We start from the raw sequence: 17,959 nt of genomic DNA on the forward strand, positions 1-17,959 counted from the left end.
GGCGGTGATCCAGGCTGCCTGTTGATGTCTGCTCAACCAGTCTCCGCCCGCCCCACCGCCCTGCCCGCCATCCGGCGTTGGCGGGTCTGCCGGCGGTGGAGGCGGCGATACCGGCGGTTGCGCACCGTCCACATGGTTGCCGCCCTGGCCGGGTGTGTGTGCATCAGGTCGGTCGTCGGCCACCATGCTCAGTGCCCCCACTGCTGCCGCCGGTCCATATGCGTTACGCAAGGCTAACAGCCCGTACGGCCCTCGCATCCAACCGCCAGATCCGCCAACCCGGCGAACCCATGCGGTCACAGCACTAGCGGGGCTGTGCCTCCGTCCGCCGCAACACGTTCTTGAGCGCCTCTTCGAGCGCCTGGTCCGCCGGAACCGGAACGTCCGGAACGACTCCCACACCCTCCCAGTTGGTACCCGTGACGGTGTTGATGGTCCGTGCTGTCGGTACCGTCACCATGATGTGCTCGGTGACCGCGTGGCGGGTCGTCGGGTGGGCACCGCCCCGCGTCGTTGCGCCGACGACAACGGCCCGGCCGTGCGCCTGCAGGGTGTACGCCACGTCCTCGCCCGCGGAGAACGTGACCTCGCTCGTGAGCACGTAGACCGGGCGGTCCACGTAGCGCGGTGCGGGAAGGTGCGCGGTGGTCCAGAACTGACGGGTCGTTTCGGTGCACCGGTCGTAGATGTCGTTCAGGTGCACCTGGTCGTCACGGAAGAAGTAGCTGCACCACATGGCCGCCCCCTCCGGGGACCCGCCGAGGCACGCCCGCAGGTCCAGCACGAGCGCGGAGCTGTGCGCGACCAACCGCATGGCGGAGCCGATCGCGCACGCGCCCTCGACGGCACTGGCGACGCGCCGGAGCTCGATGAGGCCGACGTTCCCCTCCAGCCGCTCGACGCGGCGGATCCCCTGCCCCTCCGCCCGGAGCAGCGCGAGAAACGCGGCCTGCCCCCCGTCGTCGTCCGCGGGCTCCAACGACCGCGGCTCGTGCGTCCAGAGCAACCGCAGGTGCTTGTCCGGGCACACCTCCTGGAGATGTGCCGTCACCGTCTCGCAGAGAGCGGGGCCGTCCAGGCCCTCGAACGCGCCGGCCGCGAGACGGTCCCGGACCGCAGCCTCGATGGCAGCGGTCTTCTCGGGGAAGACATAGCCCGCGCTGATTCGCTCCAGGGCCTCTTCGACTATGTGTTGGTTGGAAGGCATGACGGAGCAGGCTAAGGGCCAACCACCCCCGAGGAACAGCGGTTTATCCAGAGCCGCGGGAGTCGGACACGATCTGGAAGAGACGCCCTGGTTGCATCGATCACGATCGCCGTCCGGCCCGCGAGACCGTCCTGCCCGGTCGTAGGCCCCCCTGGCTCCGGGGCTTCAGGGGTTCAGGGCTCCCGCGCCACGGAATGCGAAGCGCGGCGAGCCGGCGGTCAGGAGCGCGGTCCTCGGGCTCACGGACCACAGTGCGGTCAGCTCCGTGGCGAGCGTGGCGGCGAGCCGCTCCACATCCGTGGCGGCCGAGCCGTGCATCGCCTCCGCGACGATCAGCACACCGGCCGTCTCCGGCCGTACGGTGGAGGCGCCGCTCTGCCGGTTGGTCCAGCGACGGGAGTGCGCCTGGCCCGCCCCGTCCGCGAAGACCACCTCGCCGGGTGCCGGGTTCTCCTCCTCGCCGGCGAACGTCACGTATGTCTCGTGCCCGTCGGCGTACCGCACCTGAAGCGGCGGCGTGATCGCCGCCAGGTGGAAGACGCCGACCGGGATCGCGTACGCGGCGGACACGGCGTTGCAGAGGTCGATCAGGGGGTGGATCGAGGGCAGGGAACCCTCCTTGCGCAGCCGTCGCAGCAACGACTCCGAGGCGCAGCGGTATCGGGTCGGCTTGAGCCCCATCCGCGAGAACGCGCTCCGCCACGCCCGGATCTCGGCGAGCTGCCCCTCCGAGCCCGCGGTGGCGAGCCGCCCCGCCGCGACTTCGAGGTACGCGGCCACCTGGCGGTCCACCGCGATGTCGGCGGTGATGCCGTCGGCCTCGATCACGGTGGCGGCGAGCTCCGGGAAGTCCCGCCAGATGTCGTCCGAGTGCTGGAAGTACATGGGCCATCGCTTTCATACGGGTACGGGTGGGCGTGTCAGAGGAAGGCCAGCCGCGCGCCCATGGCGGCGAACGCGCCCGCGAAGACCCGGCGCAGCGAGGACAGCACGCGGGGGCGGGTCAGGACGCGGTGGCGCAGGGCGGCGGCGAACCTGCCGTAGGCGAGGAAGACCAGGAGCGTGAGGGCCATGAACACGGCGCTCAACTCGGCCATGCGCGGCAGTGCGTCGGGGGCACCGGCGCTCACGAACTGGGGGAGGAAGGCGAAGAAGAAGACGGTGAGCTTGGGGTTGAGCAGGTTGACGAGGACACCGGACGCGATCACCCGCGCCGTGGACGGCGGTGCGGCGGCGGCCTTGTCGTCCTGCCGGGCGGTGAACGTGTCCTTGTCCCTCAGGGTGGCCCACGCCATGAAGAGGAGGTAGGCGACACCCGCGTACTTCAGGACCTGGAAGGCCGGAGCGCTGGTGTGCAGCAGGGCCGCGAGGCCGGTGACGGCCGCCGCCATGTGCGGCAGCGTACCGAGCGTGCACCCGATCGCCGCGACGGCACTCGCCCGCGCGCCGCGGGAGAGGCCGGCGGCGATCGTGTAGAGCGCGCCCGTGCCGGGGGTGGCGACGACGACCAGGGACGTCAGCAGGAACTCGGTGTTCATGTGTCAACTCTCGGACCACAATGGCCGGGTGAACAGGTCCAATGGTGACGCCGGCAACCGGTCCATAGCGGCGGGGGCGGACTTCCTCCAGCTGAACATCGCCGAGGCCCCGGCGGGCAGGATGTCGGAGTGGCTCGCCGACCGGCTGCGGCACGCCATCGCGGACGGCAGCCTGCCGGTGGGCAGTCGGCTGCCTGCCACCCGGGTGCTCGCCGGTGAACTGCGCGTCTCGCGCGGGGTGGTGACAGAGGCGTACCAGCGGCTGACGGAGGACGGACACGTGGTGGGTCGCCGTCGTGGTGGCACGATCGTGGTGGCGGCCCCGCTCACCACGCCGCAGGCCTCCGCGCGGCCCGCCGGCCCCGGGGTCGTGAAGCGTGGCTCCTCGCCGGGTCCCCTCCTCCGCGAGCCGGAGCGGAGACGGGTCGCGGGAGGACCGGGAGCCGCGGAAGACCCCGAGCCCGAGGCGCTGTTCACCGCGCGCCCCGGCCCGGACGTCTTCGACGCCCTGCGGGCGGCGCCTGCACGGATCGACCTGTCACCGGGCGTGCCCGACCTCGCCGCGTTCCCCCGCACGGCGTGGCTGCGCACCGAACGCGCCGTGCTGAACGACCTGTTCGCCCGCGATCTCGGGTACGGGGATCCACGCGGAGCGCCGGAGCTGCGGCGTGCCGTGGCCGACTGGCTGGCGCGCAACCGCGGGTTCAGGCCCGACCCGGACGAGGTGCTCGTCACCTCCGGCACCGCGCAGGCGCTCGGGCTGCTCGGCCAGGTCCTCCACGGCGACGGCGTGCGCGCCATGGCGGTGGAGGACCCGTGCTCGCTGGGCGCCCGCCAGCACCTGCACCAGCACCGCCTGACCACCCCGCCGGTCCCCGTGGACGGCGACGGCGTCCGCGTCGACGCGCTGCGCGCGACGGGCGCCCCGGCAGTGCTGCTGACTCCGGCCCACCAGTTCCCCACGGGCGTGGTGCTCAGCGGGGCCCGGCGCCGTGAGCTGATGCGGTGGGCGGTCGGCGAGGGCGGTCTGGTCGTCGAGGACGACTACGACGCCGAGCACCGGTACGACCGGCCGCCGGTCCCCGCGCTGCGCTCGGTGCTGGCGGAGCACGTCTGCTACGCCGGCAGCGTGTCGAAGCTCCTGGCACCGGCGCTGCGGATCGGCTGGATGATCGCGCCGCGCGCCTACCGGGGCGACCTCGTGGACGCGAAGCGCTACGCCGACCTGGGCAACGCCACCCTGCCGCAGCTGGTGCTGGCCCGGCTGATGGACTCGGGTGCGATGGAACGGCACCTGCGGCTGCTGCGCCGCCGGCACCGGCAGCGCCGGGACGCGATGATCGCCGCGATCCGGACGCACCTGCCGGGTGCCGTCGTGGGCGGTGCCGCGGCCGGCCTGCATCTGACGGTCATGTTCGGCAGCCGCTTCGACGACACCGCCCTTGCCGCGGCGGCACTGGCCCGCGGCGTGAAGACACAGCCACTGTCCTGGCACCGCCAGTCGCCCGGCCCGCCCGGGCTGGTCCTCGGCTACGCGGCGGGCACTCCCACCGGCATCGCCGAGGGTGTCGCGCTGCTGGGCGCCGCCCTGCGAGGGCAGACCGCTTGCGGCGGCCGCCGGGCTCACTCGCCGAGTGCGAAGGTGCCGAACCGGGCGGGTCCGGTGGGCCGGTAGGTCTGGATGGTGATGCCGGTGGACGTGGTGCGGTGGCCGGTGAGTCCGAAGGCGGTCGGGGCGCCCCCGTCGGGGAAGAGGCGGCGGCCCTTGCCGAGGAAGACCGGGAAGACGAGGAGGTTGAGCTCGTCGAGCAGGCCGAGCGCGATGAGGCTCTGGGCGAGCCGGGCGCTGCCGTGGACCTGGATCTCGCGGCCGGGCCGCTGCTTGAGGCGCTCGACCTCCTCGGTGAGGTCGCCGCTGATGACGGTGGAGTTGTTCCAGTCGGCCTTGTCGAGGGTCCGGGAGACCACGTACTTGGGCAGGCTGTTGAGGCGGCTCGCGATCAGGTCGTTCTCGTCGGTGACCTTCGGCCAGTACGAGGCGAAGATCTCGTACGTCCGCCGGCCGAGCAGGAAGGCGTCCACCCGCCCGAAGACGTCGTCCATGAACCGGCCGAAGTCCTCGTCCGCGAACGGGACGCTCCAGCCGCCGTACTCGAAGCCGTCGGTGCGGTCCTCGTCGGGGCCGCCGGGGGCCTGCATCACTCCGTCGAGCGTCATGAAGGTGGTGAGGGTGAGCTTGGCCATGGCCGGTGCCTTTCGTTTCCGTTCCGTCGGTTCCTCATCGTGCGTCACAGGGGCAGACCCCGCCTGCGCGCGGAACTCATCGGTCACGACGGAACGGAAAAGCGCGGGGGCGCACCGGTGCTGTCCTTCCGGTGCGCCCCTCGCATACGGGCAGGTGTCGTGCTGCCCGAGTCGGTCAGCTCAGCTCGTCGTGGCGGGCCGCCAGGCGCTTGGCGCCCTCGTCCGTGAGCGAGCCGAACAGGCGGAGGCGGGAGATGCCGCCGTCCGGGTAGATGTCGATGCGGACGTGGGTGCCCACGACCGGCTCCGGCAGGACGAACCGGTGGTTGGTGTCCGGCTGGAGGCGGGTGCGCGGCAGGAACTCCGTCCAGTCGCCGCCCTCTCCGTCCCGTACGGACAGAGCGGCCCAGCCGGCACTGTTGCCCTTCAGGTACGCGGTGTCGATCTCGACCGCGCGGATCGCGGACTGCTCGACGAGCTGGTAGCGGATCCAGTCGTTGCCCTTGTCGCGGCGGCGGCGGGTCTCCCAGCCGTCGTCCATCTTGCGGGAGCGGCCGGGCTGGATGGTGTTGGTGGCCGGCGAGTAGAACCGGTCGGAGGCGTCCTCGACGCGGCCGCCGTTCTCCAGCGCGACGACGTCGAAGGTGCCCAGCACGCCGAGCCACGCCGGGTCGGGGGCGACCTCGCCGTAGACGCGCAGGCGGGCGATGCCGCCGTCGGGGTGCTGCTTGACGCGCAGGTGCGTGAAGCGCCGCTCCACGTCGACGGAGAAACCATTCGCCGCGTGGCCGCCGATGGCGGTGCGCGGGACGAGCGTCGTCCACTCGACGTCGTCGGCCAGCAGCTGCTCGGGCGACGGGGAGCCGGCCACGGAGGTCGCCTCGATGGAGACGGCCTGCGGGTAGTTGCCGCGGAAGTGGGCGGTGTCGACGACGATGCCGCGGATGACACCGGGCGCGCCGAGGCGTACCAGCGCCCAGTCGTGGTCGGCGTCCGTCGGGTGGGGCTCGGTGGCGGAGACACCGCGGCGGCGGCGCGTCTCCCAGCCGTCCATGATCTTGCCCTTGTGGCCGAAGTGCTCGGGGTCGAACTCGGCGGGCTCCGGCTTGAGCATGTTCTCGCGCTCGGCGAAGAACTCGTCGTTGGCGGCGATGACGCCCGCGCCGAGGCGGCGGTCGGCCAGGTCGACGAGGCCGGTGAAGGGGAAGTCGGCGGTGCGGTAGTCGGCGTACGGGTCACCGCCGCCGTACGGGCTGGCGTCGCCGGTGAAGGACGGTATGACGGTCACGGGTGTCACTTGTTCCTTTCGAGCAGCCGGCCGGTCGGCTCGGCCACGGTGCCGTTGTCGGCGATGCGTACGCCGCGCAGCCAGGTGGACTTGACGACGCCGTGCAGGGTCTTGCCCGCGTACGCCGTGACCTGGTTGCGGTGGTGGAGCTCGGCCGGGTCGACGGTGAAGGTCTCGTCGGGCGCCAGGACCGCGAAGTCGGCGTCCCGGCCGGGCTCGATGGCGCCCTTGCGGTCCAGCCCCGCGAGGCCGGCCGGGGCGGTGGACATCCAGCGGACGACGTCCTCCAGGGTGCGGCCGCGGCGGCGGGCCTCGGTCCAGATGGCGGGCAGGCCCAGCTGGAGGGAGGAGATGCCGCCCCAGGCGGTGGAGAAGTCGGGGGTCTTGAGGTCGGCGGTGGAGGGCGAGTGGTCGGAGACGATGCAGTCGATCGTCCCGTCGGCGAGGCCCTCCCACAGGGCGTCCTGGTTGGACGCCTCACGGATGGGCGGGCAGCACTTGAACTCGGTCGCGCCGTCCGGGACCTCCTCGGCCGTGAGGGTGAGAAAGTGCGGGCAGGTCTCGACGGTCACCCGGACGCCCTCGCGGCGGGCGGCGGCGATCATCGGCAGCGCGTCGCTGGAGGAGAGGTGGAGCACGTGCACGCGCGCGTTGAGCCGCCTCGCCTGGTTGATGAGGTTCTCGATGGCGGTGTTCTCGGCGTCGCGCGGCCGGGAGGCGAGGAAGTCGGCGTACTTCGGGGAGCTCTTCTGCGGGGCCGCCTCGAGGTGGTGCGGGTCCTCGGCGTGCACGATCATCAGGCCGCCGAAGCCGGCGATCTCGGCGAGCGAGGCGGCGAGCTGCTCCTGGTCCAGCTGCGGGAACTCCTCCACGCCGGAGGGCGACAGGAAGCACTTGAAGCCGAAGACGCCGGCGTCGTGCAGCGGGCGGAGGTCCTTGACGTTGTCCGGCAGGGCGCCGCCCCAGAAGCCGACGTCGATGTGCGCCTTGGGCCGCGCCACCTCCTGCTTGGTCCGCAGGTGGTCGACCGTCGTGGTCGGCGGCAGGGAGTTGAGCGGCATGTCGATGAGGGTGGTGATGCCACCGGCGGCGGCCGCGCGGGTGGCGGTCCAGAAACCCTCCCAATGGGTGCGGCCGGGGTCGTTCACATGCACATGGGTGTCGACCAGGCCGGGGAGGACGACGTGGTCACCGACATCCTCCAGCCGGGCGCCCGCGGGCACCTCGGCGTCGTGGGGCAGCACCGCCGCGATCCGGCCCCCGGCGACGGCGACGGAGGCGGGGCGGGTGCCCTCGGGGGTGATGACGCGCGTCGAGCGCAGCACCAGAGTCACGTCCGTGCCTTGTTCCACGTTCCCGTTCAGGTCCACGTTCCCGTCCACATCGCCTTCCAGATCAGCATTCTTCAACGAACTGTTGAAGAAGTGTTCACTCCGGACCCCACCTCGTCAAGGGTCACTCGGTTCGCCGCCCGGTGGCGGACAGGCCGCTTGGATGTTTCCATGAAGTGGAAAGAGAATTTCACGTAGGAGAACGTAGCTCCCCACATGAGGAGCACGGGCAGACCTCCGCGGAACCCCGCGGACACCCGGACAAACAGCGCCTGACCGGCGAAGACGCCCCACTGCGGGCGATGTGCCCGGCGGGAGGGCCCGGTAGGCTGCTGACTTGCCCATCCGCCTCGAAAGGACCGTTGACGTGCCGACGTCCAGCGCCAGCACCACCGACGCCGCCAAGCCCGCCGCCGCGAGCGGCGGTGTCCAGTCCCTGGAGCGTGCCTTCGACCTTCTGGAGCGGATGGCCGACGCCGGGGGCGAGGTCGGGCTGAGCGAGCTCTCCTCCAGCAGCGGACTGCCGCTGCCCACCATCCACCGCCTGATGCGCACGCTGGTCGCCTGCGGGTACGTACGCCAGCAGCCCAACCGCCGGTACGCTCTCGGCCCCCGGCTCATCCGCCTCGGCGAGTCCGCCGCCCGCCTCCTCGGCACCTGGGCGCGCCCCTACCTGGCCCGGCTGGTCGAGGAGACCGGCGAGACCGCGAACATGGCGCTGCTCGACGGTGACGAGATCGTGTACGTCGCGCAGGTGCCGTCCAAGCACTCGATGCGGATGTTCACCGAGGTCGGCCGGCGCGTGCTGCCGCACTCCACCGGCGTGGGCAAGGCCCTCCTCGCGAACACCCCGCCGGAGGAGGTACGGGCGCTGCTGGCCCGCACCGGCATGCCCGCCGCGACCGAGAAGACGATCACCACGCCCGAGGGCTTCCTGGACGCCCTGTCGCAGGTGCGCACGGCCGGGTACGCCGTCGACGACAGCGAGCAGGAGATCGGCGTCCGCTGCATCGCGGTCTCGGTGCCCGACTCCCCCACCGCCGCCGCCATCTCCATCTCGGGCCCGGCGGGCCGGGTCACGGAGGCGGCGACGGAACGGATCGTCCCGATCCTCCAGGGCATCGCCAAGGAACTCTCCACGGCCCTGGCGAACCCCGCCAACAACGGCCAGGCCTGACCGGAGCGGCACCCCGGTGGCCCGGGGCCCGGCGCCCTGGGAGATCCGGCGCGCCCCGGGACCGGCGCCCCGGGGTCCAGCGCCCCCAACGCCCGGCGCCCCGGGTGGCGGCCGCCGGGGGCAATGCCCCGCACCCCCCTACGGCCGCGACCGGCCACACGCCGGCGAGCGGCGCGTGAGCCCTTGCCGCGCCCCGAACGGCGGCGCTCACGCTCGGGAGCGGCTGGGGGGCAGGACCCCACTCTTCCCTGCGTCCGTGATCGACCGCGGGGCCGGACGACAGCCCCACGCTCCGGGCCCACCGGAGGCAAGGCCCCGCACCCCTACGGCCCGCGATCGGCCACAGGCTCGCGAGCGGCGCGTGGGCCGGAGGCCGAGCCCGGTCGCTTGCCGCCGGCAGCGGGGCCCGGTCCGTTCCGGAACAAGGTCGAGCCGTAGGGCCCTGACGGACGGACACCGGTCCGACGAGCCCCGGCCGCGGGCGGCACGCCGCCGGTCGTGCGGGGCACCGCCTCCCGCGTCCGACCGGCTGAGCGGGGGCCATTTCACGGCCGGCCGGGCGACAGCCTGCCGTCCTGGACCGTGACCGTCCTGTCCATCCGGTCCACATGGGCCCGGTCATGGGTGACCAGGACCGTGGCCGTCCCACGCTCGCGGGTCAGGGTGACGAGCAGGTCGAGGACCGCCGCCCCGCGCTCGTGGTCCAGCGCGCTGGTCGGCTCGTCGACCAGCAGCACGGCCGGGTCGTTCATCAGCGCCCGCGCGATGGCCACGCGCTGGCGCTGACCGCCCGAGAGCTGGTGCGGCCCCCGCCCGGCGAGGTCCGCGAGGCCGACCGCGTCGAGGAGTTCCAGGGCCCGCCGCTCCCGGCGCCCGGCGCCCGACAGGTGCGCCATCACCTGGAGTTGCTCGGCGGCGGTCAGGGACGGCAGCAGGTTCGGCTGCTGGAAGACGATCCCGACGTGGGCGCGCCGCAGCGCCGCCCTCCCGGCCCGGTCCAGCGTGCCGGTGTCCGTACCGGCCACCACCACCCGCCCCCGGTCGGGCGTCACGAGCGTCGCCGCGACCGCGAGCAGGCTGGACTTGCCGGAGCCGGACGGGCCGACGACCGCCGTGAGGGTGCCCGCCGGCACGTCCAGGGACACCGCGTCCAGCGCGGTCAGCCGGCCGTCCCCGTCGGGGTAGGTCAGGGTCACATCGTCGAGGTGCAGGGTCATCGGGCGCTCCCGAGCGCGGTGAGAGGGTCGACGGCGGTGATCCGCCGGATGGACAGGGCCGCGCCGAGCATCCCGAGCGCGGCCATCACTGCGGCCGGGCCGAGGACGGTGAGCGGCTCCAGTACGAAGGGCACGTCACCCCCGCCGACCACCGCGCCGATGCCCGCCGCGAGCCCCGTCCCGAGCAGCGTCCCGGCGACCAGCACGACCACCGCCTGCCCGAGCGCGTCCTTCAACAGATAGAAGGTCGAGGCGCCGAGCGCCTTCAGCACCGCCACGTCGCCACTGCGCTGGATCGTCCACACCGTGAAGAACGCCCCGATGACGAGCGCCGAGATCACGAACAGGAAGCCGCGCATCAGCTGCAGCGAACCGTTCTCGGCCCGGTAGGAGCCGATGGCGGTGAGCGCCTCGTCGACGGTCGTACTGCGCGTACCGGCCGCCTCGTCGCCCGCCGCGAGCCCCGCGCCCTCGCCCCTCAGCGCGATGACGGTGGCCCCGCCGCGGCCGCCGAGCACCTGCCAGTCGGCCAGCGACGTCCACACCACCGGCGTATGACTGTACGAGGCGTCCCCGGCGACCGCCGCGACCGTGACCTCACGCGGCCCGATCCGCACCCGGTCGCCCGCCCGGACCGCCAGCTCCTCGGCCGCAGGCTCCGAGAGCACGACCCGCCCGGGGCCCAGCTCGCCGCTCCCGGGCGCGACCCCGGCGCCCGGCCGCGTACCGAAGGCGGAGACGGCCGCCGTACGGTCCCCGGCCGCCGCGTCGAGCGTGCGGATGCCGACCGGCTCGGCGGCGGTGACGCCCGGCTGCCGCTGCCACGTCCGCCACGCGCGGTCGGTCACGGCCGAGTCGGTGAACGACACCGGGCGGCCGGGGGGCGGGGCGGCGAAGGCGAGCCGGTCGGCGGGCAGCCCGGTGATCGCCGAGACGTTCTCCCGCGCGAGCCCGGCCGTCAGCCCGGACAGCAGTCCGACGAGCAGGGTGATCAGCACGATCACCGTACCCATCAGCGTGAATCGCCCCTTGGCGAAGCGTAGGTCTCTCCATGCCACGAACATGTCCGCCAGCCTGCCGACGGTCCGCCCGCGCGGGCATCGAGCGCCGGATGGGCCGGTCATCAACCTTTTGGTTGAGGGCTGCCGCGGCGGGCCCGCCTACGCTGGACGGGTCATGGATCCCCGTTCGCTCACCCCCGCCCTGCGCGTCCTGCGCGTCTGTCTGCATCTGCTGGTGGCCGCGCTGCTGGCGCTCGCCGCGCTCCGCGCCGCGACCCCGGCCGCCGTCACCGCGGCGGCCGTGACGGGCGCGGTGTACGCGGTGGGGTCGGCCCTCCGCCCCGTACGCGAGTCCCGGCCGGCAGCCGCCGGGTGGCTGGCCGCCCTGTCCGCGGCCTGGCTGGTCCTGCTGGCCCTGACGCCCGACGGGCTGTGGGTCGCCTTCCCGCTGTACTTCCTGCACCTGCACCTGCTGCCCGTGCGCTGGTCCCTGCCGGCCGTGGCCGCCACGGCGGGCGCGGCGATCATGTCGTACGTACGCCATGGCGCCCCGCTCAACCCCGGCGCGGTCATCGGGCCGCTGCTGGGCGCGGCCGTCGCGGTGGCGACCGTCCTCGGCTACCAGGCGCTGTACCGGGAGAGCGAGCGGCACCGGAGGCTGGTGGAGGAGCTGACCTCGACGCGGGCGGAGCTGGCAGCCGCCGAGCGGCACGCGGGCACCCTGGCCGAGCGGGAGCGGCTCGCCCGCGAGATCCACGACACCCTCGCGCAGGGCCTGTCGTCGATCCAGTTGCTGCTGCGGGCGGCCGAGCGCGCCCTGCCGGACGGCTCACCGGTCGCGGCCGGGCACATCGAGCGGGCGCGGCGGACGGCCCAGGACAACCTGGCGGAGGCGCGGCGTTTCGTCCGGGCGCTGGCGCCGGCCGAGCTGGAGCACGGCTCGCTGGCGGCGGCGCTGGAGCGGCTGTGCGAGGCGGGCGGGCCCGGCCCACGCGTGCGGTTCTCGGTGAGCGGTACGCCGGTCCCGCTCCCGACGCCGTACGAGGTGGCGCTGCTGCGGATCGCCCAGTCCGCGCTGGCCAACACGGTGCGGCACGCGGGCGCCGGGCGCGCGGAGATCACGCTCACCTTCATGGACGCCTCGGTCACGCTGGACGTGGTGGACGACGGCAAGGGCTTCGACCCGCGCTCCTGGACGCCTTCTCCGGGCGGCGGTTTCGGGCTGCCGGCGATGCGGTCGCGGGCCGAGTCGCTGGGCGGGACGTTCACCGTCGAGTCGTCGCCCGGCCAGGGCACGGCCGTCGCGGTCACTCTTCCGCTGCCGGCCGGGGAGCGCGTATGACCATCCGTCTGCTGCTCGCCGACGACCACCCCGTCGTCCGCGCGGGGCTGCGTGCCGTCCTGGACACCGAACCGGACTTCGAGGTGGTCGCCGAGGCCGCCACGGCGGAACGGGCGGTGGAGCTCGCGCACGGCGTGGACGTCGTCCTGATGGACCTGCAGTTCGGCGCCGGGATGCACGGCTCGGAGGCGACGGCGGCGATCACCGCCCGCCCCGGTGGCCCGCGGGTGCTGGTGCTGACCACGTACGACACGGAAGCCGACATCCTGGCGGCCGTGGAGGCGGGCGCGAGCGGCTACCTGCTCAAGGACGCGCCGCCGGAGGAGCTGGCGGCGGCGGTCCGCACGGCCGCGGCCGGCCGGTCCGCGCTCGCCCCTGCCGTGGCGCACCGTCTGATGGACCGGATGCGGACCCCGGCGGAGGCGCTGACCAAGCGGGAGCTGGAGGTGCTGCAACTCGTCGGCGAGGGCCTGTCCAACCAGCAGATCAGCAAGCGGCTGTTCCTCAGCCAGGCGACGGTCAAGTCCCATCTGGTGCACGTCTTCGCCAAGCTGGGCGTGGACTCGCGGACGGCGGCGGTGGCGGCCGCCACCGCACGCCGCCTGATCCGCCGCTAGGAACTGCGCTGCGGTTCGCCGAACAGCTCCACCGCGTGGCGTACGTCGGTGAGCGCGGCGCCCAGGGCGCTCACCGAGCCGATCGCGCCCGCGATGAGCAGCAGCGACCGGCGCAGCCGCCGCACCTCGGGGACCCCGGTGAGGGTCATCGCGGCAAGCGCGGCCAGCTCGTCCTCGGCGATGCCCCGGTCGACGAAGTCGGCCGGGTGGCCGGCGAGTTCGCGGCGGAGGCGGGAGACGGCGGCGCGCAGCTCCGTCACCCTGGGGTCCTCGCCGCTGCCGGTCACACGCCTCTGCCCCATGCTTCGCAACAAAAGCTCTCCCGCCCCTTGCTCGCACTACGTTGTGCGCCCGTCCCTGTACTTAACGCCATCCCGGGGCCGGCGCGCCACTCCCCTGACGAAACTCAGGAGGTCGCTTCCGGGGCGATCGCGCCGCGCCACACGGTCACGTCGAGGGTGACGTAGTGACTGGGGTCGGATTCGGGCGACTTCCCCTGGTACGTCACGAGGCCGACGTGCCCCCCGTTGGTCAGGACGCACAGCTGGGACCCCTTGGACAGGGAGTCGAGGTCGACCCGGTCGGCATAGCGGGTCTCGGTCCGGCAGGTCTCCAGGTCTCCCTTCTGGCCCGCGCGCAGGAGGATGAGCCGCCCGTCCTCCACGTAGATCTTCTCCAGGCTCCAGTCGTAGGCGACGTCCACGTCGGCGTCGTCGCCGAGCGGCTTGACCGGGTCGTCGCCGAGCGTCAGGTGGTAGCCGTCGGTGAGGTCGATGCCCTGGTAGGTGGCGGGCGTCGGGTCGGCGACCGGCTGTGGGGGCTGCTGGGAGGAGGACGACGTGTCGGGTGAGGGGGCGGTCCCGTCCGTGGCGCCGTCCACCGGGTCCCGGCCCTGGGGCGTGGCGTCGCTCTTGGCCTGGTCGGCGCCGCGCGCCTGGCCACCGTCCTTGTCGTCGCGCGACATCAGGAGGTACACCCCGCCGCCGGCGAGCCCGGCGACGAGGAGCGTGGCGACGAGGGCGAGCACGAGGTTGCGCTTCGTCTTCTTGCGGGGCGCGGCGGGAGCGGCGGCGGTGACCGGGGCGGGCCCGGCGTACGGGGGCGGGGTCTGGTGCGGGCTCTGGTGGGCGGGCGGGTAGCCGTACGCGGGCGGCTGGACGTGGGGGTGGGCGTGGGGGTGGGGGTTCGTCTGGGCGGGCGGCGGGCCGAAGCCGGGCGGCGGGGTCGCCGGTGCCGCGTGGGCGGTCGGGGTCTGCGCGGCCGGGGGGTGGGGGTGGGGCTGCGCGGCCGGCGGCTGTGGCTGTGGCTGTGGCTGTGGCTGTGGCTGTGGCTGGAACGGCGGGGGCGTCGCGGGGGCGGCGGGCGCGGCGGGGGCCGCCGGGGGCTGGGCGGGCGGCGGGGGCGTGGTGGCCGCCGCCGGGGCGGGCGCGGCCGCGCGGGTGGTGATGTCCGCGGCCACCGCGCCGGGCAGCCACTCCTCCGGGCGGCGCAGCGCGGTCTGGTCGCTGGCGGCCTGGCACAGGGTCAGGATGTCGGTGACGGACGGGCGGGCGGCCGGGTCCTTCGCCAGGCAGCGGGTCACCAACTCGCGCAGCCGCTCCGGGAGTCCGTCCAGCCGCGGCTCCTCGTGGACGATCCGGTACAGCACGCCGTGGGAGGTGCCCTCGCCGAAGGCGGGGCTGCCGATGGCGGCGTACGCCGTGACCTGGCCGAGCGCGAAGATGTCGGTGGCCGCGGTGACCGTGCGGCCCGCCGCCTGCTCGGGCGACATGAAGGACGGGGTGCCGATGGTGACGCCGCTGCCGGTGAGTGAGGTCGCGTCGGCGGCGCGGGCGATGCCGAAGTCGATGACGCGCGGCCCGTCCGCCGCGAGCAGGACGTTCGCGGGCTTGAGGTCGCGGTGCACGATGCCCGCGCCGTGGATGACCTGGAGGGCTTCGGCGATACCGGCCACCAGCAGCAGGACCGTGTCGACGGGCAGCCTGCCGTGGGCCTGGACGGCGTCGGCCAGCGAGGGGCCGGGTACGTACGCGGTGGCCAGCCAGGGCTGACGGGCGTCCGTGTCGGCGTCGATGACGGGCGCGGTGTAGAGGCCCTGGACGCGCTGGGCGGACTGCACCTCCTGCGCGAACCGGCGCCGGAACTCGGCGTCTTCGGCGAAGTCGGGCCGGATCACCTTGATGGCGACGGGCCGCCCGCCCGGGGTGTACGACAGGTACACCTTGCCCATGCCGCCGGCGCCGAGCCGGGCGGCGAGCCGGTACCCGGCCACCGATCGCGGATCGTCGTCCTCAAGCGGCTGGAAGACCGTTCCCCGACTCGCCGGACCACCACTCATCAACCCATGTCCCCCGTAACGGACTTCGCACTGTCCTGCTGCTCACTGCTGATCGCTTCGATCCCGGACCGCACCCTATCCAAGGCGGAGCGTCCTCTTCACCCGCGTGACCCGTGCGCGCGGGGGCGCGCGCATGCGGTATGCACTCCACATGGGACATACGGCAACAGACGGACCGCGGATCGCCGGACTTCTTCTCGCGGCGGGCGGCGGACGGCGCCTCGGTGGCCGCCCCAAGGCCCTCCTGGAGCACCGCGGCCGTCCCCTGGTCGAGCACGCGGCGGGGGTCCTGCGGGCGGGCGGCTGCGAGGTGGTGCACGTGGTGCTGGGCGCCGCCGCCGGCTCCGTACGGGAACGGGCCTCGCTGCCCGGCTGCGTCCTGGTCGACAACCCGGACTGGGAGGAGGGCATGGGCTCGTCGCTGCGCGCGGGGCTCGCGTCGCTCACCGCCACCGGTGACGCGGACGCGGCGGTCGTCTCCCTGGTGGACCAGCCGGGGATCGGTGCGGAGGCGGTACGCCGGGTGGCGGCCGCGTACCGCTCGCGTGACGCGCTGGCGGCCGCCGCGTACGGCGGGAAGCGCGGCCACCCGGTGCTGCTCGGGGCGGACCGGTGGGCGGACGTCGGGGTGAGTGCGGAGGGGGACCGGGGGGCACGCGCCTACCTGAGGGAGCACGAGGCGTCGATCGTCCTCGTCGAGTGCGGGGACGTGGCGGAGCCGTACGACATCGACACCGCGGAGGACCTGGCGCACCTTGAGTGAACGAGATGGCACCCAGAGCCATGTTCTGTCGACCAAGAGAATCTCGACATCAACAAACCATTGAACTTCCACTATGAGGAAACTAGTATCCACTGCTCAGAAGCACCCGATCGTCAGAAGGCGCCCGTGACCGTATCTCGGCTCCCACGGCACTCAGTGCCGCGCGCGTATGCCCGGCGGCCGCAGCACGGCGCCGTGCCCCAGTCCCCGCTGAAGGAAGTGACAGCTCATGTCCGCACCAGCGCCGTCCCCGCTGGCCATCGTCGAAGCCGAGCCCCTGCCCCGGCAGGACGAGGTCCTCACCGATGCGGCCCTGGCCTTCGTGGCCGAGCTGCACCGGCGCTTCACGCCCCGGCGTGACGAGCTCCTCACCCGCCGCGCGGAGCGCCGCGCCGAGATCGCCCGCACCAGCACCCTCGACTTCCTCCCGGAGACCGCACAGCTCCGGGAGGACGACAGCTGGAAGGTCGCGCCGGCCCCGGCCGCGCTGAACGACCGACGCGTCGAGATCACCGGTCCGACCGATCGCAAGATGACCATCAACGCCCTCAACTCGGGCGCCAAGGTCTGGCTCGCAGACTTCGAAGACGCGTCCGCCCCCACCTGGGAGAACGTCGTCCTCGGCCAGCTCAACCTGATCGACGCGTACGAGCGGAAGATCGACTTCACCGACCCGCGCACGGGCAAGTCGTACGCCCTCAAGCCCGCCGCCGAGCTGGCGACGGTCGTCATGCGCCCGCGCGGCTGGCACCTGGAGGAGCGCCACCTGCGCTTCGACGGCCGTCCGGTCCCGGGTGCGCTGGTCGACTTCGGGCTGTACTTCTTCCACAACGCGCAGCGGCTCATCGACCTCGGCAAGGGCCCGTACTTCTACCTCCCGAAGACGGAGTCGCACCTGGAGGCCCGCCTCTGGAACGACATCTTCGTCTTCGCCCAGGACTACGTCGGCATCCCGCAGGGCACCGTCCGCGCGACCGTCCTGATCGAGACGATCACGGCCGCGTACGAGATGGAGGAGATCCTCTACGAGCTGCGCGACCACGCGGCGGGCCTGAACGCCGGCCGCTGGGACTACCTCTTCTCGATCGTGAAGAACTTCCGGGACGGCGGCGCGAAGTTCGTCCTCCCGGACCGCAACGCGGTGACGATGACGGCGCCGTTCATGCGCGCGTACACCGAGCTCCTCGTGCGCACCTGCCACAAGCGCGGCGCGCACGCGATCGGCGGCATGGCGGCGTTCATCCCGTCCCGCAAGGACCCCGAGGTCAACAAGGTCGCCTTCGAGAAGGTCAAGGCCGACAAGGACCGCGAGGCGAACGACGGCTTCGACGGCTCCTGGGTCGCCCACCCCGACCTGGTCCCGATCGCGATGGCCTCCTTCGACGCCGTCCTGGGCGACAAGCCCAACCAGAAGGACCGTCTCCGCGAGGACGTCTCGGTGGCCCCCGGCGACCTGATCGCCATCGACTCGCTCGACGCGAAGCCGACGTACGAGGGCCTCCGCAACGCCGTCCAGGTCGGCATCCGCTACATCGAGGCCTGGCTGCGCGGCCTCGGCGCCGTCGCCATCTTCAACCTGATGGAGGACGCGGCGACCGCCGAGATCTCGCGCTCGCAGATCTGGCAGTGGATCAACGCGGGCGTCGTCTTCGAGAACGGCGAGCAGGCCACGCCCGAGCTGGCCCGCAAGGTCGCGGCCGAGGAACTGGCCGCCATCCGCGCCGAGATCGGCGACGAGGCGTTCGCCGCGGGCAGGTGGCAGCAGGCCCACGACCTGCTCCTGAAGGTCTCGCTCGACGAGGACTACGCGGACTTCCTCACCCTCCCCGCGTACGAGCAGCTCGTCGGCTGACCCCCGCCGCCGAGAACCACTCCGCCCCCTGGCGACGCACAGCG

The 17,959-nt window shown here is 73.2% G+C and carries 16 protein-coding genes; 6 read left to right on the forward strand and 10 right to left on the reverse strand.

From position 1 onward, the window contains the following. Window positions 1-304: 304 nt before the first annotated feature. From AMK26_RS14365 to AMK26_RS14375, 3 genes are all read right to left on the reverse strand, one after another. The gene (locus AMK26_RS14365) at window positions 305-1,207 is read right to left on the reverse strand and encodes a S41 family peptidase (protein ID WP_073755010.1); all 903 of its coding nucleotides are present in this window, start codon (window positions 1,205-1,207) and stop codon (window positions 305-307) included. Window positions 1,208-1,372: 165 nt separating this feature from the next. After that, entirely contained in the window at window positions 1,373-2,092 is a 720-nt protein-coding gene (locus AMK26_RS14370; protein WP_073755011.1) for a B3/B4 domain-containing protein, read from the reverse strand. A gap of 35 nt (window positions 2,093-2,127) precedes the next feature. Further along, a complete protein-coding gene (locus AMK26_RS14375) occupies window positions 2,128-2,745 on the reverse strand; it encodes a LysE family translocator (protein WP_073755012.1) in 618 nt (205 codons plus the stop codon). Between the two features lie 28 nt (window positions 2,746-2,773). Between AMK26_RS14375 and pdxR the strand changes: the two genes are divergently transcribed. Then, window positions 2,774-4,420, forward strand: a complete 1,647-nt coding sequence (gene pdxR / locus AMK26_RS14380; RefSeq protein WP_073755507.1) for a MocR-like pyridoxine biosynthesis transcription factor PdxR — start codon at window positions 2,774-2,776, stop codon at window positions 4,418-4,420. Here the strand turns inward: pdxR and AMK26_RS14385 are convergent. The 3 genes from AMK26_RS14385 to allB form a co-directional block, all read right to left on the reverse strand. Next, window positions 4,369-4,989: a dihydrofolate reductase family protein gene (locus AMK26_RS14385; protein WP_073755013.1), complete on the reverse strand. Its 621-nt coding sequence runs from the start codon at window positions 4,987-4,989 to the stop codon at window positions 4,369-4,371. The genes pdxR and AMK26_RS14385 overlap by 52 nt on opposite strands. Window positions 4,990-5,164: 175 nt before the next feature. Further along, window positions 5,165-6,277: an allantoicase gene (alc, locus tag AMK26_RS14390; RefSeq protein WP_073755014.1), complete on the reverse strand. Its 1,113-nt coding sequence runs from the start codon at window positions 6,275-6,277 to the stop codon at window positions 5,165-5,167. A gap of 5 nt (window positions 6,278-6,282) precedes the next feature. Further along, window positions 6,283-7,641 (reverse strand): allantoinase AllB, encoded by a 1,359-nt coding sequence (allB, locus tag AMK26_RS14395; protein WP_241837937.1) that lies wholly within the window; start codon window positions 7,639-7,641, stop codon window positions 6,283-6,285. 334 nt (window positions 7,642-7,975) lie between these two features. On the opposite strand from allB, the gene AMK26_RS14400 reads away from it, so the two are divergent. Next, window positions 7,976-8,785, forward strand: coding sequence for an IclR family transcriptional regulator (locus AMK26_RS14400; protein WP_073755015.1), 810 nt, complete (start codon window positions 7,976-7,978; stop codon window positions 8,783-8,785). Between the two features lie 545 nt (window positions 8,786-9,330). Here AMK26_RS14400 and AMK26_RS14405 read toward each other — a convergent pair. Further along, window positions 9,331-10,002, reverse strand: a complete 672-nt coding sequence (locus AMK26_RS14405; protein ID WP_073755016.1) for an ABC transporter ATP-binding protein — start codon at window positions 10,000-10,002, stop codon at window positions 9,331-9,333. Further along, window positions 9,999-11,066, reverse strand: a complete 1,068-nt coding sequence (locus tag AMK26_RS14410) for an ABC transporter permease (protein WP_073755017.1) — start codon at window positions 11,064-11,066, stop codon at window positions 9,999-10,001. Before AMK26_RS14410 ends, AMK26_RS14405 begins: the two co-directional genes overlap by 4 nt. A gap of 112 nt (window positions 11,067-11,178) precedes the next feature. Between AMK26_RS14410 and AMK26_RS14415 the strand changes: the two genes are divergently transcribed. Both AMK26_RS14415 and AMK26_RS14420 read left to right on the forward strand, forming a co-directional pair. Then, complete coding sequence (locus tag AMK26_RS14415; RefSeq protein WP_073755018.1) at window positions 11,179-12,345, forward strand: sensor histidine kinase; 1,167 nt, start codon at window positions 11,179-11,181, stop codon at window positions 12,343-12,345. Continuing rightward, window positions 12,342-12,962 (forward strand): response regulator, encoded by a 621-nt coding sequence (locus tag AMK26_RS14420; RefSeq protein ID WP_073755019.1) that lies wholly within the window; start codon window positions 12,342-12,344, stop codon window positions 12,960-12,962. Before AMK26_RS14415 ends, AMK26_RS14420 begins: the two co-directional genes overlap by 4 nt. Here the strand turns inward: AMK26_RS14420 and AMK26_RS14425 are convergent. Both AMK26_RS14425 and AMK26_RS14430 read right to left on the reverse strand, forming a co-directional pair. Continuing rightward, entirely contained in the window at window positions 12,959-13,276 is a 318-nt protein-coding gene (locus tag AMK26_RS14425) for a DUF5955 family protein (protein WP_073755020.1), read from the reverse strand. The two genes, AMK26_RS14420 and AMK26_RS14425, sit on opposite strands and share 4 nt — an antisense overlap. A gap of 92 nt (window positions 13,277-13,368) precedes the next feature. Further along, window positions 13,369-15,300 carry a serine/threonine-protein kinase gene (locus AMK26_RS14430; protein ID WP_073755021.1) on the reverse strand — a complete coding sequence of 644 codons (1,932 nt, stop codon included), beginning with the start codon at window positions 15,298-15,300 and terminating at the stop codon, window positions 13,369-13,371. A 151-nt stretch (window positions 15,301-15,451) separates the two neighbouring features. Between AMK26_RS14430 and AMK26_RS14435 the strand changes: the two genes are divergently transcribed. Continuing rightward, on the forward strand, window positions 15,452-16,063 hold the full coding sequence (locus AMK26_RS14435) for a nucleotidyltransferase family protein (RefSeq protein ID WP_073755022.1): 612 nt from the start codon (window positions 15,452-15,454) through the stop codon (window positions 16,061-16,063). A gap of 229 nt (window positions 16,064-16,292) precedes the next feature. Further along, window positions 16,293-17,915 (forward strand): malate synthase A, encoded by a 1,623-nt coding sequence (gene aceB, locus AMK26_RS14440; RefSeq protein ID WP_073755023.1) that lies wholly within the window; start codon window positions 16,293-16,295, stop codon window positions 17,913-17,915. The last annotated feature ends 44 nt before the right edge of the window (window positions 17,916-17,959 follow it).

Source organism: Streptomyces sp. CB03234 (assembly GCF_001905885.1).
Taxonomy (GTDB): domain Bacteria; phylum Actinomycetota; class Actinomycetes; order Streptomycetales; family Streptomycetaceae; genus Streptomyces.